The 21,371-nt window shown below is 68.3% G+C and carries 19 protein-coding genes and 1 CRISPR repeat array; of the genes, 10 read left to right on the top strand and 9 right to left on the bottom strand.

The window, feature by feature from the left end:
- Positions 1–66 precede the first annotated feature (66 nt).
- Positions 67–1,167, top strand: coding sequence for a hypothetical protein (locus SM418_RS07840; RefSeq protein ID WP_371939989.1), 1,101 nt, complete (start codon positions 67–69; stop codon positions 1,165–1,167).
- Here SM418_RS07840 and SM418_RS07835 read toward each other — a convergent pair.
- From SM418_RS07835 to SM418_RS07795, 9 genes are all read right to left on the bottom strand, one after another.
- Positions 1,106–1,531 carry a hypothetical protein gene (locus SM418_RS07835; protein WP_371939988.1) on the bottom strand — a complete coding sequence of 142 codons (426 nt, stop codon included), beginning with the start codon at positions 1,529–1,531 and terminating at the stop codon, positions 1,106–1,108. The two genes, SM418_RS07840 and SM418_RS07835, sit on opposite strands and share 62 nt — an antisense overlap.
- Positions 1,528–2,331, bottom strand: coding sequence for a CRISPR system precrRNA processing endoribonuclease RAMP protein Cas6 (cas6, locus tag SM418_RS07830; RefSeq protein ID WP_371939987.1), 804 nt, complete (start codon positions 2,329–2,331; stop codon positions 1,528–1,530). Before cas6 ends, SM418_RS07835 begins: the two co-directional genes overlap by 4 nt.
- Positions 2,332–2,394: 63 nt before the next feature.
- Positions 2,395–2,676, bottom strand: coding sequence for a CRISPR-associated endonuclease Cas2 (locus tag SM418_RS07825; RefSeq protein ID WP_371939986.1), 282 nt, complete (start codon positions 2,674–2,676; stop codon positions 2,395–2,397).
- Positions 2,673–2,963, bottom strand: a complete 291-nt coding sequence (locus SM418_RS07820; protein ID WP_360617560.1) for a CRISPR-associated endonuclease Cas2 — start codon at positions 2,961–2,963, stop codon at positions 2,673–2,675. Before SM418_RS07820 ends, SM418_RS07825 begins: the two co-directional genes overlap by 4 nt.
- Before the next feature lie 5 nt (positions 2,964–2,968).
- Positions 2,969–3,982: a CRISPR-associated endonuclease Cas1 gene (gene cas1, locus SM418_RS07815; RefSeq protein ID WP_371939985.1), complete on the bottom strand. Its 1,014-nt coding sequence runs from the start codon at positions 3,980–3,982 to the stop codon at positions 2,969–2,971.
- A 1-nt stretch (position 3,983) separates the two neighbouring features.
- Positions 3,984–4,838 carry a reverse transcriptase domain-containing protein gene (locus tag SM418_RS07810; protein ID WP_371939984.1) on the bottom strand — a complete coding sequence of 285 codons (855 nt, stop codon included), beginning with the start codon at positions 4,836–4,838 and terminating at the stop codon, positions 3,984–3,986.
- Positions 4,839–5,075: 237 nt separating this feature from the next.
- Positions 5,076–5,759: a CRISPR direct-repeat array (repeat unit 36 nt; unit sequence GTCGCAGCGCCCTACAAAACCGCATCGGATTGAAAC).
- A 258-nt stretch (positions 5,760–6,017) separates the two neighbouring features.
- On the bottom strand, positions 6,018–6,908 hold the full coding sequence (locus SM418_RS07805) for a HesA/MoeB/ThiF family protein (RefSeq protein ID WP_371939983.1): 891 nt from the start codon (positions 6,906–6,908) through the stop codon (positions 6,018–6,020).
- On the bottom strand, positions 6,905–7,429 hold the full coding sequence (locus SM418_RS07800; RefSeq protein ID WP_371939982.1) for a hypothetical protein: 525 nt from the start codon (positions 7,427–7,429) through the stop codon (positions 6,905–6,907). Before SM418_RS07800 ends, SM418_RS07805 begins: the two co-directional genes overlap by 4 nt.
- The gene (locus SM418_RS07795; RefSeq protein WP_371939981.1) at positions 7,429–8,046 is read right to left on the bottom strand and encodes an E2/UBC family protein; all 618 of its coding nucleotides are present in this window, start codon (positions 8,044–8,046) and stop codon (positions 7,429–7,431) included. Before SM418_RS07795 ends, SM418_RS07800 begins: the two co-directional genes overlap by 1 nt.
- Before the next feature lie 816 nt (positions 8,047–8,862).
- Between SM418_RS07795 and SM418_RS07790 the strand changes: the two genes are divergently transcribed.
- The 9 genes from SM418_RS07790 (at position 8,863) to SM418_RS07750 (ending at position 20,510) form a co-directional block, all read left to right on the top strand.
- The gene (locus SM418_RS07790) at positions 8,863–9,828 is read left to right on the top strand and encodes a hypothetical protein (protein WP_371939980.1); all 966 of its coding nucleotides are present in this window, start codon (positions 8,863–8,865) and stop codon (positions 9,826–9,828) included.
- 202 nt (positions 9,829–10,030) lie between these two features.
- Positions 10,031–10,669 carry an HAD family hydrolase gene (locus SM418_RS07785; protein ID WP_371939979.1) on the top strand — a complete coding sequence of 213 codons (639 nt, stop codon included), beginning with the start codon at positions 10,031–10,033 and terminating at the stop codon, positions 10,667–10,669.
- A 63-nt stretch (positions 10,670–10,732) separates the two neighbouring features.
- Positions 10,733–11,917, top strand: coding sequence for a helix-turn-helix domain-containing protein (locus SM418_RS07780; protein WP_371939978.1), 1,185 nt, complete (start codon positions 10,733–10,735; stop codon positions 11,915–11,917).
- 88 nt (positions 11,918–12,005) lie between these two features.
- Positions 12,006–12,197, top strand: a complete 192-nt coding sequence (locus SM418_RS07775) for a hypothetical protein (protein ID WP_371939977.1) — start codon at positions 12,006–12,008, stop codon at positions 12,195–12,197.
- A gap of 294 nt (positions 12,198–12,491) precedes the next feature.
- Positions 12,492–13,787 (top strand): methyltransferase, FxLD system, encoded by a 1,296-nt coding sequence (gene fxlM, locus SM418_RS07770; RefSeq protein ID WP_371939976.1) that lies wholly within the window; start codon positions 12,492–12,494, stop codon positions 13,785–13,787.
- A gap of 14 nt (positions 13,788–13,801) precedes the next feature.
- Positions 13,802–14,002 carry an FxLD family lanthipeptide gene (locus SM418_RS07765; protein WP_371939975.1) on the top strand — a complete coding sequence of 67 codons (201 nt, stop codon included), beginning with the start codon at positions 13,802–13,804 and terminating at the stop codon, positions 14,000–14,002.
- Positions 13,935–17,144 carry a lantibiotic dehydratase gene (locus SM418_RS07760; RefSeq protein ID WP_371939974.1) on the top strand — a complete coding sequence of 1,070 codons (3,210 nt, stop codon included), beginning with the start codon at positions 13,935–13,937 and terminating at the stop codon, positions 17,142–17,144. The genes SM418_RS07765 and SM418_RS07760 overlap by 68 nt, the downstream gene beginning before the upstream one ends.
- Position 17,145: 1 nt before the next feature.
- Entirely contained in the window at positions 17,146–18,387 is a 1,242-nt protein-coding gene (locus SM418_RS07755) for a lanthionine synthetase C family protein (protein ID WP_371939973.1), read from the top strand.
- The gene (locus SM418_RS07750) at positions 18,360–20,510 is read left to right on the top strand and encodes a thiopeptide-type bacteriocin biosynthesis protein (RefSeq protein WP_371939972.1); all 2,151 of its coding nucleotides are present in this window, start codon (positions 18,360–18,362) and stop codon (positions 20,508–20,510) included. The genes SM418_RS07755 and SM418_RS07750 overlap by 28 nt, the downstream gene beginning before the upstream one ends.
- Positions 20,511–21,371 lie beyond the last annotated feature (861 nt).

Below are 21,371 nucleotides of genomic sequence, written 5' to 3'. Positions count from 1 at the left end.
GGAGGTCGCCGTCACCCGGCGCATACCGGGCGACGCGGCCGGTTTTCCGTTGCCTCGGGAGGTTATGTGCGGCCTGTCGCCCACCTGGCGGATCGCGATGACGCGATCGCCTTCGCCGCGTTCCACACCCTTGTCGCTCCAGCGCTGCGCGCCGCTGCGCGCTGGCCGCTGTGCCGAGCGCGACATGCCGGTTCGCCCTGCCGGGCCCCGGCAGGGACGGGGGCGTGCGCCGAGTGCGAAGCGACCCTCGACGACCTGCTGTTCGACGCCTTCGCCCGGCTGCGGACCGCGCTGGCGGGCCCGCTCCCGGCGACCCGCTCGGGAGAGCCGGTCAGGGAGATGGCGCTGCTGCGCGAACACCTAATGTCGCCGCGGGCCCGTGATGAGGACGCCGCCGCGTTCGCCGGGCCGCTCGCGACAGGCGGACGGGACGGCGAGCCGGCATGGCTGCGCGCCGCCCGCGCCCAACTCGTCCACTATCCGCTGCGCCACCTGGAGGAGCGTGTACGGCGTGCGGACGCGGTCCGCCGCGGCGCGTCGGCGCGCCCCGACCGGGACCTGCGGCAGGCGGTGTGGGCCGCCCCACTGCGCGTAGACGCCGCCGGGCTCGACATGCTCATCCTCGCGGTGTTTCGGGTCCGCCGCGGCGTCGCCGAACCCTTCGAGGTACCGGACGACCTTCGGGAACGCCACGGCCTGACCCGCGCGGACGCCTCCCGCCGCATGGGGGACGCGCTGCGGGCGCTCCGCGAGGTCAACCCCGCTTTCTACGCCGCGAACATCGGAGAGCTCGGGTCCGCGGTTCCCGCCGTGGCCGCCGCCGACCCGCAGGAACGGGTGGAGACCGCAGCCGGACGCAGCGCGGCGCGGGCGACGATCCGCCGCCTGCTCGATGCCGCCGAGGGCGAGCCCGCCCGGCGGGCGGCACGGCGGTCCGGCTACCGGGCCGTCGTCGCGGCGGTGTGCGCGGTCGGTGCCGGCCGCCGCGGCGCCCCGATCGCGGTGGCGGCGGAGAGGCTGGGGCTCGCACCGGAACCGGCGGGCCGCCTGGTGCGGCGGCTGGCGATCCTGGTGGCGGCCGCAGGCGTGGACTGGTCGGAGCAACTCACCGCGAAGTCGCCCACCGGCGGACCTCCTCGGCGAGGCGGCCGGCGTCGTGCGCGCTGAGTACCGCGTCGGCCGTCCGTCCGGTGGTGTCCACGGTGAGCACGGCACCTCCGGTCGAGGGTCGCACCGAAACCTGGTGCACCACGGCCGGCATCTCGTCGGTGAAGTCCCGCTCACCGACGAGCAGGCCGGGACGCGGCAGGCGGGCCGCCCGCCCATCTTCGGCCTCGGTGAACAGGGCGATGAGATCGGTGCCGATGGGACCGTCGTGGAGGTCGGCGCGGACGGTCAGCGCCGTCCCGCCGGTCAAGGCCAGGACGAGGAACGGTCCGTGGAACCAGGCGGTGACTTCGCCGGCCAGGACTTCGCGAGGTCCGTAGGGGCGGGCCCGGACGCGCCGCACGTAATGTTCGGGCTCGGTCATCGGGCTTGCGGGACGGTGTAGCCCATGCCGATGGTGGTGCGGTCGCCGATGCCGGCGTAGGCGCTGAAGCGGACGAGCGCGTCCACGCAGGCTCGGGCCTCGGGCGTGGTGCGGCGGGTGTCGGCTATGCGGTAGGCGACCTGGCCGAGGCTGCCGCGCACGGGTGGGACGCCGGCCTTGAGCAGGTGCTCGCCCATCGTGAGGCGGTAGTCGGCGATTTCGAGGTTCTCGGTGATGATCTGGGGTGTCGTGTCGTCCAGGGCCGTGTCGGGGGCGAAGGCGTTCCATTTGCGGTAAAGGTCGGAGAAGACCCATTCGGGTTCGGGGAAGGGGCGGACGCGGCGTGCGCCCTCTTCCCGGGCGGTGAAGAACGCGACCGGTGTGGCGATCCGCAGTGTCCACCGGTCCGCGGGAGCTGCGGCGGTGAGGAGTTCCGGATACGGTTCGGCCCCGGCCAGTTCGACGGCCGCGATCCGGTACTGGCAGCGGGCCACCCGCACGTCCCCGGTCGCCGCCAGCGCTTGGAGTACAGGGGCGGTGAGCGAGTCGGCGAGTATCCCGATCTCGAACCGAACCTGCTTGCCGGCGGCGCCCGCGCGGCGGTCCCGTTCGTTCAGGAGCGGGGTGAGCGCGAACGGTTTTGGGGGACGCGTATCGTGCAGCGCGGACGACAGGTCGCGTTCGCCGGTATCCCGCAGGGCGGCCAGGAACACGGCGTTGACGGCGGGCCCGGTGTGCGGCGGGGGGACGGGTGGGCGCCCGCCGGCGGGTTCGAGGCGGACGATGATGCGAGCGGGCATGCGGGCCTCGGCCTTCGTCTCGTCGGGGTCTGACTGAACCCTAGTGAGGTCGCGGTGCGCCGGTCAGTCCGCGATCCAGGCCGGTCTGACGAGCGGCGGTCCCAGTGGGACGGTCCGGACCTCGCGCGCACACGCCGGGCAGGGAGCGTAGATGCGGAGACGGTCGGCGGGGGCCACCAGCCCTTCGAGTGCGGCGGCGGCGCGGTGGGCGTCCAGGCCGGCCGCGTCGGGGATCAGCCAGCCGCTCTGCTGGAACCGGTCGGCGACCTCGTCCAGCGCGGCGCGCAGCCGGTCGCGGCGGCCGTCGTCGAATACGTCGTAGCAGACCAGTACCGGCCCGTTCATGGAACGACCCAGCCGAGCGGGTTGACCTGCTCGTCCGTTCCGCCGCGATGCGCCGCCCGGCAGCGAGGGCAGTTCGGCAGTGCCAGCAGGTGGTCGCCCGGCCGTAGATGCTCGCTCGCCTGCTTGACGATGTCGTCCAGTTCGGCGGCGTCGGCGCCGATCTCGTAGACGGTGAACAGGACGCGGGGGCCGTATCCGGCCAGCAGCCGGTTCACCGCCCGCCGTCCGGCGTCGGAGGAGACGTCGAACGTCACGGTCCAGGAATTGCGATCGGTCGGGTCTGCCATCGGGATCACCTCCAGGCGAACGGCTCGTACGATTCGGCTTCGCCGAGTATCCAGGTGCGCAGCGCGAGGCACTGGGCGCGGAGCTGGTCGGCGTAGCTGCGGCGCGCGGGCGGTGCCGGCCAGCCGCGCGCTGGGGCGGCGAGCCGGGCGTGAAATCGGGTGACGGCTTGGCTGCGGGCCTGCGGTGACAGCCAGGGGCCGTCTGCGCCGTCCTCCAGGTCATCCGTCGTGACCGCGCGCAGGCCCGTGAGCGCCAGCACCGTGGAGTCCAGCAGTACCGGCCGCCACTCCTCCATGAGGTCGAACGCCAAGGTCGGACGTCCGCGGGCGGGGGTGTGCAGGAAGGACACGTACGGGTCCAGGCCCGCGGCGAGCAGGCCGGAGGTAACGGTTTCGCGAAGTAGGGCCGAGCAGTAGTTGGTGAGGGCGTTCACCACGTCCGCGCGGCGCCGGTCACGTCCGGCGAAGCCGAGAGCGGGGTCGAGGACGCTGGAGAAGGCACGGTAGTAGACACCCGACGCGCCGCCCTCCACCCCCATGACCTGGGCGACGTCACCGCACTCGGCGACCCTGACCTCCAGCGCCGACAACCGCGCGGCGGCATCCCACACCAGTTCGGGGTCGTTTGCGCGCCGGGCGCGGCGGCGCAGCAGCACATGCTGGTTGCGGATCTTCCCGGCGACCAGGACGCGGGACAATTCGACCCGGTCGGCGGCGATGGCGTGCCGTTCCAGTTGCCGACGGCGGGCGAGCACATGGCCCGCGCCGGGCGGCTCCATTCTGCCCAGCGGCCGTCCCGTGCCCGAGAGCAGGACGAGGGGGATGTCCCGGGAGAGCAGCGCGTGCATCGCCTGGGTGGAGATTCCCACCTGTCCCGACAGCACCACTTCGGAGATCTGTGTCAGTGGCGCCGAGGCGCGCAGTTCTCCGTCCTTCAGCGCCACCAGGCGTCCACCCCTCCGGCGGACGACGCAGCCGGTGCCCACGACATGGAACGGACGACCGTTGATCAGCGCCATCTCAGCGTCCTTCCTGTGCCGCGTTGGCCGGTTGGGCGGTGGTTCCTACGAAACGCCATCCCAGCAGGGTGAACCCGTAATCGAAGTCGGCGATGTAGGTCTTGTCTGGGTTGATGCGCAGCCCTCGCGCGGTCAATGCCCCGTCCACGTCGGCCAGGGCCTTCACGGCCTCATCCGGCCCCTGGCACAGGACGGTCAGGTCGTCGGCGTAGCGGACCAGACGGCCCGACTTTCGGTCCACCTCCTGGTCGAAATCGGAGAGGAAGAACTCGGCGAGCGCCGGGCTGATCGGTGCGCCTTCAGGCAGCCCTCTGCGGCGCTCCACCACGCCTTCGGGCATCAGCCATGGTGCGCACACCCATGAACGGACGAGTTCGGCGGCGCTGGGATCGCGTATCCGCCCGGCGACCTGTTCCAGCAGAAGCCGGTGGTCGACCTCGGCGAAGAAGTTCGCGATGTCGGTCCGCGCAACCCACCTCAATCCGGAGTCGCGATGCCGCTGCACCTGCTCGAGCGCGTTGAGCCACGACCGTCCGGGACGGTATGAGAAACTGACGGAGCTGGCAGGATTCAGCCGGGTCCCGTAAATGTTCAGGAAGGCGCGCTGGACGATGCGGTCGCAGATGGTCGGCAACCCACGCGTCCGCAGCTTGCCGCCCCGCATCGACCGCACCGGCCGCAGCGGCTGGGCCCGGTACCTCTGCTCCCGCAGCAGCGTCGCCAGCGCCGTCAGCCTGGGGCCGACCTCGCGGCCGAACACCTCCGCCGTGACCCCGTCCGCCCCGGCCATGCCGCTGCCGGCCGCCACCCGCGACCACGCCGCCCACAGCACCCGATCACTGGCCAGTCGCTCCACGAGCCGGGTCGTCCGGCCGGTTCCCTCACGTGTCCTCATACCAACAACCGATGGACGAACTCCTTTTCGGCCATTCAAAGAATTGTCAGGAGGTTGGCGCACACCCCCAAAACCCGCTCTGACCTGCGCAAACGACGTCCTGAAGATCATCTTCAAGGTCACTTCAAGATCGCGCCCAAGGAGGTTGGCGCATGATCTTGCAAACCCGCAGGTCAGACCCCCATAATTTGAGGTACTGTCGCAGCGCCCTACAAAACCGCATCGGATTGAAACGGAGAGCGGTTGCGGCCTTGGGCAGACGGATGGAGTCGCAGCGCCCTACAAAACCGCATCGGATTGAAACTCGCGCAGGCTGATGCCGTCGATCATTTATCGCTCGTCGCAGCGCCCTACAAAACCGCATCGGATTGAAACGAGAATGCCACCCAGCGGCAAGACGAGCGCGACGAGTCGCAGCGCCCTACAAAACCGCATCGGATTGAAACCCTCCACCACGCAATGGGTGGAGGTGAGAGCGTCTGGTCGCAGCGCCCTACAAAACCGCATCGGATTGAAACGGGGTACTCAATCAGTGTTCCCACCCAATTCAGGGGGTGTCGCAGCGCCCTACAAAACCGCATCGGATTGAAACCGGCATCTTCACGCGGGCACCGTGAGGAAGTGAGCGTCGCAGCGCCCTACAAAACCGCATCGGATTGAAACAACTGTGGTCCAGCATCTCCACGATGAGGTTCAAGGTCGCAGCGCCCTACAAAACCGCATCGGATTGAAACATCCATACCTGATACGGCATGGACCCCCCTTTCAAGTCGCAGCGCCCTACAAAACCGCATCGGATTGAAACTGAAACGCTGACGCTCTACGCCGTCTATCAGGCGTCAAAGAGTCGCAGCGCCCTACAAAACCGCATCGGATTGAAACATGGCGATTCTTTCGGCTAACCCATGTTGTCGGTAGAGGTGGTCAACCAAAATCACATCGATTTGGAATGTCGCCAGGAATACCGGGACGGAGAGGATTCCAGTTACTGCGCCCACAAACTGCATCGGGTTGAAGTCGCGGTGCCTCTCTTGAGTTCTCGTACCGCCTGCTTATAGCGCTCAACAGAGCCGCGTCGGAGCAGATGAAAGCGCGCGGCCCCATGGTCGGGGCCGCGCGCTTGCGTTCGCGTCGGGTCGGTCAGGGGTGCGGGGGTGGGGAGGGTGGTGCGAAGTGGGGTGGGGGTGTGGCGTCGCCTTCGCCGCGGGGTGAGTCGGGGCCGCAGGCGGGGCAGTCGGGTTGGGGGTCGGCGTCGATGGCGGTAAGGGCGGGGCCGGCCAGGTCGATGAGGGTGTAGGGGCGTGTGCGGTGCCAGCCGGTGAGGATGTTGAGGGCTTCGCCGAGGGCGACGCCGGCGATGGCCTGGTTGAGGAAGATCACGCTTGGGGTGGGCTGGTCGGGTGCGTCGTGGAGGTATCCGGCGCTGCGTTTGGCGACAGCGAGGGTCGGGTCGAGTTCCATGGACGCGGCCGCGGGGTTGTAGCCGGACAGGCACAGGAGGCAGGGGCCGCCTGGCGTTACGGTCGCGACGTGTCCGGAGACGTCGAGTGGGTCGGACTCGTGCGCGGTGATCTCCGCGCCGGTGTCGATGTAGGGGCGGGCGTACTGGACGGCGAGGGCGTTGAGGGCCCAGCGAGGGGCGTGGCCGTCGACCGCGCCGAACAGCAGGTCGGCGCATCGCAGTGTCATCCATGCGTCGGTGTTCAGGATGCTGTTCTGGATGGCGTGGACGGGGATGTCGGGGTCGATGTTGGCGACGGCGCGTGCCGCGACCTCGACCTTGGGCATCCCGTCCTGCGCGTCGGTGGCCGTGGCGCCGGCGAGGCGGTTGAGGTTGGTGGGTTCGACGCGGTCGGGATCGATGACGATGAGGCGGCCGATGCCGAGGTGGGCGAGTCCTTGGACGAGCAGTGAGCCGATGCCGCCCGCACCGACCACGGCTGCGGTGGCGGCGCCGAGCCGGCGTTGCCCGTCGTGGCCGAACGCGCGGATCTGGCGGTCGTGCCGGTGGGTGTCGCTGGCAGGGGTCATGGTGTGCACAGGGGAATCTCGCTGAGGGTGTCGTCGAGCAGGACGCATGCGTTCAGTGGTGCGAGCCGGCGCGGTTGCGGCGACCAGGCGCCCGCGAGTCCGCCGGGGCCGAGGACGAGTGAGGCGGCGATGGCCGGTGGCCGGTCCGGCATGGTCTCGGCGAACTCGGCGTGGGTGAGGCGCATGTTGTGCTCGTCGTGGCCAGAGAACCAGACCGGTCCGCCGCCGAACGGGTGCGTGTGCACGTCCACCAGCGACATGCCGGTCTCGTAGCAGGCTCGGAGGATTTGCCGGGTGAAGTCGGGGTCGACTTCGACGCGGACCGGGGATTGCACGTCCAGTGCCGCGTCCGGGATGAGTAGGGCCTGCCGAACGAGCAGGTCAGTCGTGTGGCGGCCCCATGGGTCGGTCCAGTGGCTCGCGCGGGCCAGCAGGTAGGCCATCCGCTCGGACGGGGACGCCAGCAGATGCTCCTCGGCCGGCCGCCACACGCGAGCGGGCAGCCGCAGGACGCAGCGCATCAGTCCGCCGTCCCGAGGTAGGTGCGGATGGCCTCCACGAAGGTGAGCAGGGAGTCCTGGCCGGCTCGCCAGCGGCGTTCGGGGTCCTCCAGGCAGTACCAGTGGTAGCCCAGGTCGGCGTAGGGGTTGTGGTAGTCGCGGAAGTAGTGCCCTGGTGTGATGAGTTGCCCGCCCTTGCGGCGCCGCAGTTTCGCGCTCAGGTAAAATCCGTCGGGCGCGCACTCGGGGTATGCGGCCGGCGGGACGATCAGGACGCTGGCCCGGTCGGGGATCCATCCCGTGGGAAGCCGGAACCCGCTGATGAACACGTACGACTCGTCGTCGGCGATCTTCAGGCCCGGGTAGGCCGCCGCGAGCGTCGCGGCCTCCATCCGCAGCCGCGCGGTACGCCGGGTGACGGGCCCGGCGGCCTTGGAGTGCCGGGCGTGGTGGGTGAAGGTGTCGTTGTCGGCGACGCGCAGCCGCTTGGCGTCAGGGACGATGACGTTGCGGTCCCGTTCCTGACGCACCAGCACCCGGTCAGCGTCGATCCCGGCGAGCCGCTTGATCTCCTCCCCGTTCAGCTGGTCGGCGATCACCGGCACGTCCACCCCGTTGATCCGGATCGTCTTCCCCATGCGTCCGCTCCTTCGTCGCCCGGTGTGTCTACCGAACCCCGATGGACGAATTGATGAGACTGCGCCGTACAGCGTGGGGCGCCGGAGGCTCGCAACGCGCGCCAGTTCGGTTCGGGCGTGCACGCAGACAGGCTTCAGGTCCACATGAGCGGGCGTTGGGGGCGTGTCGGGTCCACGGGGAGCCCCGGTGGTTCGGTGCGGGCAGCAGTGTGTCGGGGGCGGGTCCAGTTAACGGCACCTCTCTGCGTCAGGTGGCGGCGAGCAGAGAGGTATCCAACTTGTTGGATCAGTGGCGTTGATCGCGGCCTGCAGCCGAGATCAACAATGCTGTGGCCGGGTCACTCTAGTTACACCTGCCGCCCCTCAGGCTGGCTCATCTAGCGGCGTGCGTGCCGGCCGCAGCCACCGGCGAGAGTGGCTTAAGAGAGGTCTGCACCGCCCCAAGTTGGTTTGCCCTCCTCGCCGGTCACCCTCTGCCCCGGACCGTCGAGGAGCGCCATGCCGTCATCTCCCCAACTCGCCGAATTCCCAGCTCGTTATCGCGGTCGATCCGCACAAGGCCTCCTGAACCGCGGGACCGATGACTACGCCCGGGTGCGGGACGAGTTGCAGGTTCCCGGCGCTGTGCCGGCGATGGCGTCAGACGATCGCCCGGTAGTCGGCATCGACCAAGAAGACCCATGAGGGATGAGAGGCTGCGGCTCTGGGACAGGCCAGGGCTGCCCTAGGGATCTCACCGTTTGGATACACCGGTCGTTTCGGGGGATCAGCGATCCTTGGAGCGGAATGGGGAAGGCGGTTGGGATGGCGCCGAGGGTGGGCATTACGGACGCGGCAGCCAGGCAGGCGGCGGCGGATCTGGGGTGGACGCCGGTTCAGGCTCGGGCCTTCCTGGAGAAGCAGGTGCCCAGCGCCGGGCGGGTAGTGACTTCGGATCAGTTGCCCGCACCGTACAAGGGAAGGCGCAGTAAGACCGGTAGGTTCCTGCTCATCGACGGCGTGCTGATCCTGCCCTTGGCCGTGGACGAGCGTGATGCCAGTGGTTTCGCCGCGACTGGTTGTGTGGTCCTTGATGCGTACCTGCGGGCCAACGGGCGCGGTAAACGTCACATCGATCCGTTCGCGTTGACCGGTGCCGAGTTGGTGGACCAGGTGCGGCTGACCGAGCACGCGGTGAAGCGTTACCAGCAGAGGACCGATGGCCCGGCAGATCCGAAGGCGGCTGAGGAGCAGATGCGCTGGGTGCTGGGGAAGGATGCCAGGGCGGTACGGCGTCGACCGCGGTGGACCAACTCCAGCAATACTGCAGACTTCTTCCTGATCGCTGGTGGGAACGACGGTGAGGAGGAGTTCTGCTTGCCGATCTCCCGGCAAGGCGGGGGCGCGAAGCCGTTCGAGGCGCTGACGTGCCTGCACCGCAGCATGCCCTTGTTCGAGCTGTCATCGGCAGAGTTGGCGCGACGAGTCGCCTTCTCCAAGGAGGTGCTGGCCGCCTTCGACCGGGTGTATCCAGGCGAAGGGAGCGGCGAGGGGAGCACGGCGTCGCGGTTCACCGAGATGATCGCGCTGCACGGCAGGTTGGAACGGCATCCTCCGAGCGGTCACGCAAGGCATCACGGCGCCCGGTTCTACGTGGTTGCCGGCCCGGCCTTCATCCCGGTGGCGTGGAAGAAGAACTCTCAGGTCCCCCTGCTCGCACTCGGCGTGGAGAGTGTCCGCCTGCCGCTGCGCCGACGTCTCCTCGCCTGGTTGCGTCAGCGGTTCGCCTTGCGGGTCATGTGACTGTGTCCCGCGCATCGAGACGCTGCCGGTGGTCACTGGGCGAGCAGGCGGGAGTTCTAGCTAGCTAACCGTACAGTCCCGCTCAGGGAGGGATGGGGGGACGGACGTGCCATGACTCGATCCTCTCAGGGAACGAGCCTCCATGCGACCCGGGGCGCTTCAGCCCGAATGCTGGTGTGGCCGTACTCCGTACGCTGAGCGTGTGATCCGTTGTGTGGTGTTCGATGTGGGCGAGACTCTGGTGGACGACACCCGCGAGTGGCGAGGGTGGGCCGACTGGTTGGGTGTTCCGGCGCACACGATGTCGGCGCTGGTCGGTGCGGTGACGGCACAGGGATGGGATAACGCTGATGCGTTGCGGCTGGTGCGGCCTGGGCTGGATGTCGCTGAGGAGCGGCAGGCTCGTGTCGCGGCCGGGCATGCCGTGGAGTTGGTTGAGGCTGATCTCTATCCCGATGTTCGTCGGGCGTTGCAGGAGCATCGGCAGCGTGGGCTCTGGGTTGGTATCGCGGGGAATCAAGCGGCACGGGTCGGGGAGCGGCTGCGTGAGCTTGGGCTTCCGGCGGACGGGATCGCCACGTCGGAGGAGTGGGGGGTGGCGAAGCCGGATCCAGGTTTCTTCGCACGGTTGGCCGAGTGGGCGCCGGGGGAGCCGGACGAGATCGTGTACGTGGGCGACCACCCCGCCAACGACGTCGTGCCGGCGCGGGCGGCTGGGTTGCGAACGGCGTTGGTCCGGCGGGGGCCATGGGGGTACTTGTGGGCAGAAGACTTCCGCGGCATCGCGGACTGGGTTGTTGATGACCTGAGTGAGCTGCCGAGATTGTTGGCTTCTCGATGAAGGCCGCGGTTCCTGGCGGTCCCGCGTTACTGTGCCGACAGGATGGACCGTTGGAGACCCCAGGTGAAGCCGAAGCCTTCGATCGGCGATCGTGTTGCCGCCCACCGCACCGCGCGGCGGCTGACCCAGCGTCAGCTGGCCGAAGCGGCGCACGTGTCGTTGAGTCTGCTGCGGAAAGTGGAGCAGGGAGACCGTCCGGCATCTGATCGGACACTGTCCGCGATTGCTGAAGCGCTGGGTACGGAGCTGGACGTGCTGTCGGGCGAGCGGCGCTCGACCGATAGTCGGGTACATGCGGCGGTGCCGAAGATCAGGACGGCGATTGACGCCTATGACCTTCCCGAGGACGGGCCTGTCCGGCCGCTGGCTCAGTTGCAGCAGGCGATCAACGAGACGACTCGGCGGCGGTTATCGTCGCAGTACACGAGGCTGGCGGAGTCCTTGCCCGAACTGCTGGGTGAGCTGACGCGCTGCCGGCACGACGGTGGCGCCGACCAACGGATGGCCGCAGCGCGGCTTCTTGGGTCGGCGTACCGGGCGGCCGACGCTGTCGCCTACAAGTACGGGTACTACGACTTATCGGCGCGGTTGGTGGAGTTGATGCGGGCAGCCGCTGAGGCGGTGGAGGATCCGGCGCTGCTCGCGACGGCCGCCTACGTGCGGACCGAGGTGTTCTTCGCCAGCGACAATCTTGCACCAGGGCTTCGGTTGCTGGAGAAAGCCCTGGATGACGCGCCGCCGCCGAACACTTCGGAGTTGCGGGCGGCCGCGGGCGCGCTGCACATGCGGGCTGCGGTGGTCGCCGCGAGGATGGGCGAGGATCGATCGGCGGTGGATGAGCACTTCCAGCACGCTCGGCACTTCGCGGGGACCGTGCCCGAGGGCGTCTACAACGGGACTGCGTTCGGCCCGGTATCGCTGCATGTGCACGAGGTGGCGCTCGCGGTTGAGCGTGGTGACGCGGCGCGTGCAATGGAGGTCGCCGAAGGCGGGACGGCGCTGTCGGGCTCCCTGGAGAGGGTGCCGGAGGAACGCCGATCCCACTACTACATCGATGTGGCGCGGGCGCAGTTGTGGCTGGGACAGCGGGACGAGGCGTTCCGGTCGTTGCAGGCGGCCAGGCGCATTGCTCCACAACACACCCGTGAGCACCCCCATGTGCGGGACGTGCTGGTGAGGTTGCTGCGCCTCCATGCTTCACCACCGCACGCGCTGGTGGCGTTCGCGGAGTGGGCACGCGCAATCTAGCTCCCCCCATGAGTGCCACCGGATGTGGCACTCATGCCTCCCGTAAGCGACGAGCATCATCGTCATGTCCGCCTCGAGTCTGCGCCGCGTGGAAGCCCTCAAGTCTGAGTTGGAGAAGACCTTTCCGCCGTGGCGGATCGTGGTGACCGATCGAAGCCGCTGGTGGGCCCTGCGTGGGCCGCTGCCTCCAGAGCAGCTCAACGAGGTGGACACGGTTGAGGCCGACACCGCTGAGCAGCTTCGCGACAAGCTCGCAGAGTTGGTGGCGGTGGTCTTGTGAGCGCGAGGACAGAGCCATCGAACACGATGGGGGTAATCGTCAGGATAGGCGGAGGTTCACCCCCGAGCACCTTGGCCGCATGTAGGCCAGGGTGAGCGAGATGCTCCTGATCGATCAGCCCTGCCGCGCTCTTGAGGTGTCCCTAAACCGGTTTCCGAGATGAAGCCGGAGCCTTTCGGAGAGGCTTTGGCGCGAGGGGCGAGAGAGCCGGTAGTGCAGGTATGCGACATCGGGCATCGGTCAAGCACCACGAGATCTTCCAAACCGCATCCGACCAGCAGATAGGAAACGATCGTGACCGAGCACCACGACAGCATCGGAGCCGGCGAGGCCAGTGGCGATCAGATCGCCTTCTGGCGTGACCGGGCTGTGGAGCAGCTCATCGGCGACGGGACGATCGCCTCGGACGCCGTGGCCAACGCGATGCGCACGGTGCCCCGTCACTTGTTCATCCCTGAAGTTTCGCCGGAGGAGGCCTACGAGCCGTTCCGGGCGGTGGTCACCAAGCGCGATGAGGAAGGCAACGCGCTCAGTTCGGTCTCGGACATGCATGTCCAGGCGTTCATGCTGGAGCAGGCCGCGATCGTGCCGGGCATGAACGTCCTGGAGATCGGCAGTGGCGGGTACAACGCGGCGCTGCTCGCCGAACTCGTCGGCCTGTCCGGCACTGTCACCACGGTCGACATCGACCAGTACGTGACCGACCGGGCCAGCCGACTGCTCGATGAAGCCGGGTACTCGCGGGTGAACGTTGTTCTCGCCGATGCCGAGGCAGGCGTGCCCGCCTGCGCGCCCTACGACAGGATCCTGGTCACGATGGGGGCCTGGGACATCCCGCCAGCTTGGCCGGCGCAGTTGGCGGAGGGGGGCCGCATCAGCACCGCCTTGCGTATCCGCGGGCTCCACCGGGTCATCACCTTCGAGCAAGCCGACGGGTACCTGGTCAGCACGGCGTCCAAGATGTTCGGGTTCGTAGCCGTGCAGGGCGCGGGCGCTCACAAGGCCAAGCTTCTAGTGATGCGCGACGGCGAGGTCACTCTCCGGTTCGACGACGGGACCGACCTTGACTCCAGCCTCTTCGAGGGCGTGTTCGACACTCCACGAGTCGAAGTCTGGAGCGGCGCCTTCATCGGTCTCGGCGAGTTCGTGGACACCGTGCAGATGTGGATGGTCACCGCCTTCCCCGGGTTCTGCATGGTTCTGGTGGACCAGGATCGCGACACCGGCGTGGTCGCGCCACGGAACGCCTCCTCGGCGATGGCCGTGGTCGACTACACCGGGAACCTGGCCTACCTGACAACCCGGCCAGCGACTGAGGACGGCCACAAGGCGCTGGAGTACGGAGTCCACGCATACGGCCCCGACGCCACCCGACTCGCCGAGTCGGTGGCCGAGCAACTGCGTGTCTGGAGCCGGGAGCGCCGCAGGGCCCCTGGCCCGCAGTACCGGATCTACCCGGCTGGCACGCCCGACGAGCTGCTGCCGCACGGGCGCGTCGTGGAGAAGGTGCATAGCCGGGTCTCGATCTCCTGGCCGCAGGCGGCGCCCGCCGTGGCCGGCCAGGGGTTTTCTGCAACCCCCGTCAAGTGAGGAGAGTGGTCAGCATGTTCAACGGCCAGGACTCAGGCGGCGCCACAGCGCTGGCCGAGCGGCCTGTCGAGGAGGACGAGTTCTTCCTCGACGTGCGAGTGCTCGTTGCCTATGCCCCGGCAGCGCGCGGAGACTGCCCGACCGACGATGGCTGCGGCAACACCTGCTCGGGCAACGCCAGTTCGTGCAACTCCACGTTCGACGATCCGTCCTGACCGGGTGCTGTCGGCACGCCGCACGGCGTGCCGACAGCCCTGTCGCCAGTGGAGCTCGGGAGGTCTGAGGGTGGCAACAAGACCAGAGGTCTATCGATGGACGAGTGCTGCTCTGCTGCGCGCGAGTACCGCTCCCAGTCAGCTGGACCTACCTCCTGACCTGGACCCTGACGATCCGGGGTTTGTCGGCCGCGCGGTCGCCTGGCTGTCGGAAGTAGCTCACCAGCGCGAGATCCACGCTGCCGTGGCCACCGCGAGCCCGGCGCTGATGGAGGCCGTCCATGTCCTCACCTCCAGCGAGCATCCCGATCCGCGGCAGGTTCGCCGCGTGATGATCGCTATGGCGTCGTACCTGCTGAGGTGGCACCGGCGCCCCACTCCGTTCGGCCTGTTCGCCGGAGTGGCCGCGGCGCGGTTCGGTCGCTCACCTCGTGTGACCTGGGGCCGGGACCACCAGGCGATGATCCGCGCCGATGCGAGTTGGCTCGGCGACGTTCTCGTCACCTTGCACAAGGATCCGGAACTGCTGGACCGGTTACCGATGATCGCCAACAACGCCGGACATGTGCGTGGCGGACGATTCATCGTCCCTGGGCCAGCACCCGACGGCGGTGCCCAGGACCTGGCGCCCGTCGAGGTGTCGGTGCGTTACAGCCGACCCGTACGCGTCGCTGTGGAAGCAGCCCGCAGACCCGTCCCGTTCGGCGAACTCAGAACCCGGCTCGCCAAGGAGTTCCCCTCCGCCAGGGGCGAACAGATCAAGGACATGCTGATCGGCCTGCTGGAGCAGAACGTGTTGATCAGCAGCCTTCGAGCTCCCATGACCTGTACTGATGCCCTCGGCCACGCCTGTGGCGAACTCCGGAGCGTAGAGGCTCGCGACGTCCCAGCGATCAGCGACCTCGTGGACACCTTGTCCCGGGTGCATCGGGCGATCTCGAAGAGCAGCCCGGCAGCCGAGCCTCCGTGGAGGAGCCTGACGAAGGAGATGAGAACGGTCAGCCAGGTGGCCTCCATGCCGCTGGCTGTCGACACGGCCTTGGACTGCGACGTGCAGCTTCCCGAACAGGTGGCCGTAGAAGCCCGTGACGCCGCAGCAGTCCTCTACCGGCTGTCGCCGTACCCGTTCGGCTATCCGATCTGGCGCGACTACCACACCCGCTTCTTGACCCGGTACGGAACGGGCGCTGCTGTGCCCGTCCTTGACCTGGTCGCCGACAGCGGACTCGGATTGCCGGCGGAGTATCTCGGCTCGCAGTGGGGACGCGCAGTCCGGGCCGTGACGGAGCGCGAAGAGCAGATCCTGGCTCTGATCCAGAACGCCACGATGGACGGCGGCGACGAGATCGTCTTGACCGGCGAGGTGATCGAACGTCTCTCGGCCGACGACGGCACCGGGGTGAGCCTGCCGCCGCGGAGCGAGATCGCCGTGGAGGTCTGCGCTGCTTCGCTCGAGGCGCTGAATCGTGGGCGGTTCCTGCTGAGGGTGACCGGCACTCCTCGGCCAGGCAGCAGCATGATCGGCCGACACGCGCACCTGCTGCCACGCGACAGCAGAGACCTCCTTGCCCAGAGCTTCGCTGCATCCGGACCGGACACGGTCGCGGCGCAGCTGACCTTCCCGCCGCAGAGCCGCCGCAATGAGAACATCGCCCGTACCCAGCAGATCCTCCCCACCGTGATCTCCCTTGGAGAGCACCGGGCCTGCGGGGGAGACCAGCTTCCCCTGACCGACCTCGCCGTAACGGCGGACAAGGATCGGTTCCACCTCATCCGGATATCCACCGGCCAGGTTGTCGAGCCGCGCGTTGCGCACGCGCTGGAAGCCGGGATCCATACCCCTCCGCTCGCACGGTTTCTCGCCGAGATCTCCACCTCGCGGTGCGCGGTATACAAGGCTTTCCACTTCGGCGTCGCCGCCCAGATGCACTTCCTGCCCCGCGTCCGCTTCAGGCGCACCATCCTCGCCCCAGCCCGGTGGCTGCTCTCCGCAGATGATCTACCCGGCCATGCTGCCCCGACAGCAGCGTGGGACAAGTGCCTCGACACCTGGCGCGAGCGGTGGCGAGTGCCCGAGCACGTCGCGATGGTCGAACATGATCGGCGGCAACCCGTCGACCTGGGCCATCGCCTTCACCGGCTGCTCCTGCGCACCCGTCTGCAGCGCGCCGGCCGTCTCGAGCTCCGCGAGACCTCCGCGCCCGACGACCTGGCATGGATCGGCCGCGCGCATGAGATCGTCATCCCCTTCATCAGGGCCCCCGATCCCGTGCGACCATCCGCTAACCGGCGCCCCCTTCTACTTGAGAACGACGCCTTACCCGGGCGATCGGCCGTCCTGTACGTACAGATCCACGGCCACCCAGCGCGCTGCGATGAGCTGCTGACCGAACATACGGCCAAGCTCATCAGCGCCTTCGGCCAGGACCCACCACCCTGGTGGTTTCGGCGTCACCGCGAGATCCGGCGTCCCGAGGTCGACCCCTACCTGGCCCTCTACCTTCGCCTCTCACCGCCCACGGCATATGGCGCCGCTGCCGAGACAGTCAGTGACTGGGCAGCCGACCTACGCCGCGAACGCCTCGTCGCCCACATCACCCTCGCCACCTACCAACCCCAGACCGGCCGTTACGGCCACGGCGCAGCGATGGACGCCGCCCTCCAGGTCTTCGCCGCCGATTCCACCGCGGCCATCACTCAGATCACCACCGCCGCCAGGGCGGGCCTACGGCCGCAGGCGCTCGCCGCGGCCAGCATGGTCGACCTGACGACCAGCTTCATCGGCGCCCGAAGCGAAGCCCTGCACTGGCTCCTCCAGGAGCTACCCCAGCAGCACGGCCACCTCGACCCCGAACTCCGCGACCAAGCCCTCGCCATGGCAGACCCTGACCGCGAATGGCCGAACCTGCAAGCCCTGTCCGGTGGCTCCGCGCTGACCGCGGAATGGGAACGGCGCGCCACCGCTCTCGCCGCCTACCGCAAGCAACTCGACGACGAACGTGACGCTCACCGTGCGCTGCACTCCCTGCTGCACCTGCACCACAACCGTGCGGTCGCTGTCGACACCGACCAAGAGCGAATCACCAACAGGCTTCTACGAATCTGCGCCCTCCGCCACGCGGCGCTTCACAAGGACAGATGACGTGAGCGCCCCCACCAAGACGCGCTCCGACCTGGCCGACGCCGCCGATCGATACGCCGCGCTCCTGGCCCGTCCCGAGCCTCCATCAGCCGACCGGCCCTGGCTCGCCCAAGCCCTCCACAAAGGAGCCGCTGGAACCGCCCTTCTTCACATCGAACGCGCCCTGTGCGGCAGGGGAAGCTGGCGGCAGGCGCACACCTGGATCTCGCACGCCGTCGCCGGGGAGGTCAGCGCGGCCCACACCGCGAGCCTCTACCTCGGTGCTCCGGCGATCGCCTTCGTCCTCGACACCGCCGCCGGGCCACAAGGCCGCTACCAAAACGGCCTCGCCGACGTTGACCGGCATGTGACGGCACTCGCCCATTATCGAGTCGACTTGGCCACAGCCCGGATGAAGCGCGGAGAGCACCCCGAATTCCACGAGTACGACGTCTTCTTCGGCCTGACGGGTATCGGCGCCCTACTTCTACGGCGTGATCCTGGCGGAAGCGCAATGGAACGGGTGCTGACCTACCTGGTCACCCTCACCCGTCCCGTTCCTGGGCCGGACGGCCGCAGCGTCCCTGGATGGTGGGTCGGACATGACCCGCACCGCCGCGAGTCCGCGCAGTTCCGCGCCGGTCACGGCAATTTCGGGTTCGCTCACGGGATCACCGGTCCGTTGGCGCTACTCAGCCACGCCGCACGAAGTGGCGTGATGGTCGACGCCCACGCCGATGCCATCCACCACATCACCGCCTGGCTTGACGCATGGCGGCAAGACTCCGACAAGGGCCCGTGGTGGCCGGAGTGGATCACGCTTGCCGAACTGCGCACCCATCGCTCCAACCAGCCCGGCCCCCACCGGCCGAGCTGGTGCTACGGCACCCCGGGGATCGCACGCGCAGGACAACTCGCCGCCCTGGCAAGCGCGGACACTCACCTCCAACGAGCCTATGAAGAAGCGCTCCTGCGCTGCCTTCACGACCCGGCTCAGCAAGCCAAGATCACCGACGCCGGCGTCTGCCACGGCCTCGCAGGGCTCTACCAGACGACCTGGCGAGCCGCCCAGGACGCCGCAGACCCCGCGCTCGCAGCCTGCCTTCCCGAGCTCGCCGACCGTCTTGGCCAATACGCACACCCCAATGCGGTGAGGGGAAGCGGATTCCTCGAAGGCAACGCTGGCACCGCCCTCGCGCTCACCTCCGCCGCCGACGACACCGCACCGACCTCGGGATGGGACAGATGCTTGTTGATCAGCTAGGCGGGTCACCGATCGAACAAGCCGTAATCGCAGTACTCGCCGGCGCAACCCTCACCGAGACCGCCGCCGCTGCCGGACTGGATCGAACCGACCTGTCCGAAGCCGTCGCAACCTACCGGCTGGGCGGGCGGCAGGCCCTGGCCGAGCAAGACACGACCCGATGGCGGCAGCTCTATGTCCGCTTCCCCGACTGGGAGTCCAGCGAACAGGACGCCGTGACCCATCTGGCTCCGCTCCTGCACCAGGCCGAGACCGAAGGACTGATCAGCACCTGGTGGTTCATGCGCAAGCACCCCTGCTGGCGCTTGCGGCTCATCCCCGGTCCCGCGGCCGATTCCCCCCGGGACCTGATCGGGACGGCGCTGGACGACCTTGCTGAGAGCGATGCGATCCATGACTGGTGGCCCGGCGTGTACGAGGCCGAGACCGCCGCCTTCGGCGGTCAGGAAAGCATGACCGCTGCGCACCAACTCTTCCACGACGACAGCCGGGCCATCCTGAGCCACCTCGCCGCAAACAGCGCCGGGCTTGGACGCCGCGAACTGTCCCTCCTGCTGTGCGGCACACTGATGAGTTCGGCAGGGCTGGAGTGGTACGAACAAGGCGATGTCTGGCATCGAGTCGCTTACGAGCGACCGCTTCCCTCCGAAGTTCCCACCCGCAAACTCGACGCGATGGCCGACAGTCTCCGAACCTTGATGCTCGCTGACACCACGAGGGCCGGAGCGCTCTTCAACACCAACGGACCTCTCGCCCACGCTGCCGACTGGGCAGAATCCTTCCGCCGTGCCGGGCAATCCCTCGGCGCCTGCGCCCGATCCGGAACCCTCCAACGTGGTCTCAGGGACGTCCTGAGCTACCACATCATCTTCCACTGGAATCGTCTCGGGCTCCCCAACCGCCAGCAGAGCGTTCTGGCCTGGGCCGCCCGAGCGGCGATCCTTGGGCGGCCATCCGGGACAGTGTCCGCTGTAGGCCCTCCCGGTGCAGGATCTCGGACAAGCGTTCCTGCAACCCTCGTCCGCATCGCTGGCCGATTCCCGCTGATCATCCAGGCCAGGCCGCGCGGCACCCGCCTCCACGACCGCGTGCGCCAGGTGCGCGACTGCGCCGCCACCTGCACCGAATCAACCCAGGCAGAAGAAAAGATCGACCTCGCCTGCACAGCCTGGAACCTGGCCGCGCTCATCGCCGCAGACTGTGCTCTCACTGACCTGGCGACAGAACTGTGCGAACGGCAGTTCCAGATCTTCCGGTCGGCCTGGCCCTTGTCCGGCCGCACGGCGATCGCCGCACTCCAACCCATCGTGAACCTCGCCCGCCTCGACCTTCGCGCTCGCAACCCGGAACGGGCCTACCAGACCCTCCTCCAACTCCACCGTGCGATCCAGCACGGCGGTGACGTCGACGTTCGCGGCACGCCGATCCGCTTCGATGGCTTCACCACCTCCGCGGCTGCCCGCGCCAACGTGGCCCCATGGCTCAGGACCGTCCTTCGCGAGGATGGGACCCGGGCTCTTGTCGCTGCCCAGCAGTGGCAGCGAGCGGCCCGCAACGCTGCTGAACACGCGGTGCCCGGTGGCGGGATCGATGAAGCCACCCAGATGACGATCATCAGCCAGACGATGGACGGCCATTTCGATGCTGCTTACGCCACCTTCTCCACGGCCGGCCTGAGCACTCCATGGGATCAAGCGACCGTGCACTGCCTTCGCGCTTTTGTCGACATAGCCTGCGGGAGGCCGGACCGCAGCCTCCTTCCCCCACTGCTGATCACCGCACGCCACACCGTCCATCGGCCGGACCGAAAGAGGGCGACGACCCAGATCCGACTGGGATTGGCCGCCGTCGACCTCTCCTTCGAACTCGACCCTGCTCAGTCGAAGCTCCTGTACGCCGAGGTAGCTGAAACCGCTTCCGGATCCGGCGATGCCTTCGCCGCGCGGGAAGTATTGAAACACCCCCAGAAAGAGGGGCTCAGCTCCGCTCAGAGCACCGCTCTCACGGCGCTCGTCGAGCGAGCTGGGCTCGGACGGGCGAAGATCCCGCCCGACCTTCTAGACGAGCTGACGGATTCGGTCGAAACAGCTGGCCAAGTCCTCCGAGACGCCCTCTCCGAGTGACCTACCACTCCTGAAGAAGTGCCGCAGTGGGCAACGCGGCCCGGCCCCGTCGTCGTCCTGGGCAGTGTTCATGCCGGCTCCGTCGCGGCTGTGGTGCCGCGCGATCTCGGCAGGGGAGTGGGCCCAGCATTGCGGCCAGAGGTCCCCGCCGCCATAGCCCGGGCGGTCGTCGCCAATGGACACCGGAGGCATCGAGGTCGCCGAGGGGATGCAGAGCCCTCGACCGTGGCAGACAGTCAGCCAGGCCCCCGGTGTGGATGCACCCCTCGGCCAGGCGACGCCTGGCCGAGGGGAGGCGGCGGGAGTTTGTCCCTCCGCCGCGCACCAGACCTAAGCGATCTGGTCCCGCATCCGAGAGGCGCCTCGTTCAGGCTGGCGGCGCTGGTTCGTGACAGGGTCGGTTTCGCGGATCCAGGACACGCCGGCCTTGCCGGTGAGGGTCTCCGTGCCGAAGGAACGACCGTGTGCGATTGGACCGATGAAGACACCGCCCAGCGGGTCCCTGAGGCCGGCGATCACGAAGCCGGCCCTGCTGCTGGTGGAGCGAGCTGTGTCCGTGTGGCGCGGTTCGCGTAGTCCGAATGGGCCGCTGAGAGGGCGGTGGGTGTCCTTTGCCGCCCCGCCCAGGGTGTTCAGCGAGCCTCCATGGAATCGGTGGATGACCGTCCCGTAGAGGACGTTCGAGGTGCTTGCCAGAGCGTGCATGGGATCCTCCGATTGATTTTGCTGACGGGCCACAATGAAACCCTGAGGAACCACGCTGATAAATGAGGAAAACGTTCGCTGGGCACAACTGACCAGGAGCGCGGTGTGGCTGCTGAGCGCTGGCCACGCCGTAAGAGTCCTGCTCCAGGAGGTTAA

The organism is Actinomadura chokoriensis, assembly GCF_041463665.1.
Classification (GTDB): Bacteria; Actinomycetota; Actinomycetes; order Streptosporangiales; family Streptosporangiaceae; genus Spirillospora; species Spirillospora chokoriensis_A.
This window is presented reverse-complemented; position numbering and strand designations above follow the sequence as displayed.

What these genes read in the sequence shown, in the direction of transcription:
- SM418_RS07835 (WP_371939988.1), bottom strand. Translation starts at nt 1,531, where the DNA reads ATGACCGAGCCCGAACATTACGTGCGGCGCGTCCGGGCCCGCCCCTAC.
- cas6 (WP_371939987.1), bottom strand. Translation starts at nt 2,331, where the DNA reads ATGCCCGCTCGCATCATCGTCCGCCTCGAACCCGCCGGCGGGCGCCCA.
- SM418_RS07825 (WP_371939986.1), bottom strand. Translation starts at nt 2,676, where the DNA reads ATGAACGGGCCGGTACTGGTCTGCTACGACGTATTCGACGACGGCCGC.
- SM418_RS07820 (WP_360617560.1), bottom strand. Translation starts at nt 2,963, where the DNA reads ATGGCAGACCCGACCGATCGCAATTCCTGGACCGTGACGTTCGACGTC.
- cas1 (WP_371939985.1), bottom strand. Translation starts at nt 3,982, where the DNA reads ATGGCGCTGATCAACGGTCGTCCGTTCCATGTCGTGGGCACCGGCTGC.
- SM418_RS07805 (WP_371939983.1), bottom strand. Translation starts at nt 6,908, where the DNA reads ATGACCCCTGCCAGCGACACCCACCGGCACGACCGCCAGATCCGCGCG.
- SM418_RS07800 (WP_371939982.1), bottom strand. Translation starts at nt 7,429, where the DNA reads ATGCGCTGCGTCCTGCGGCTGCCCGCTCGCGTGTGGCGGCCGGCCGAG.
- SM418_RS07795 (WP_371939981.1), bottom strand. Translation starts at nt 8,046, where the DNA reads ATGGGGAAGACGATCCGGATCAACGGGGTGGACGTGCCGGTGATCGCC.
- SM418_RS07765 (WP_371939975.1), top strand. Translation starts at nt 13,802, where the DNA reads ATGTTCAACGGCCAGGACTCAGGCGGCGCCACAGCGCTGGCCGAGCGG.
- SM418_RS07760 (WP_371939974.1), top strand. Translation starts at nt 13,935, where the DNA reads ATGGCTGCGGCAACACCTGCTCGGGCAACGCCAGTTCGTGCAACTCCA.
- SM418_RS07750 (WP_371939972.1), top strand. Translation starts at nt 18,360, where the DNA reads ATGGGACAGATGCTTGTTGATCAGCTAGGCGGGTCACCGATCGAACAA.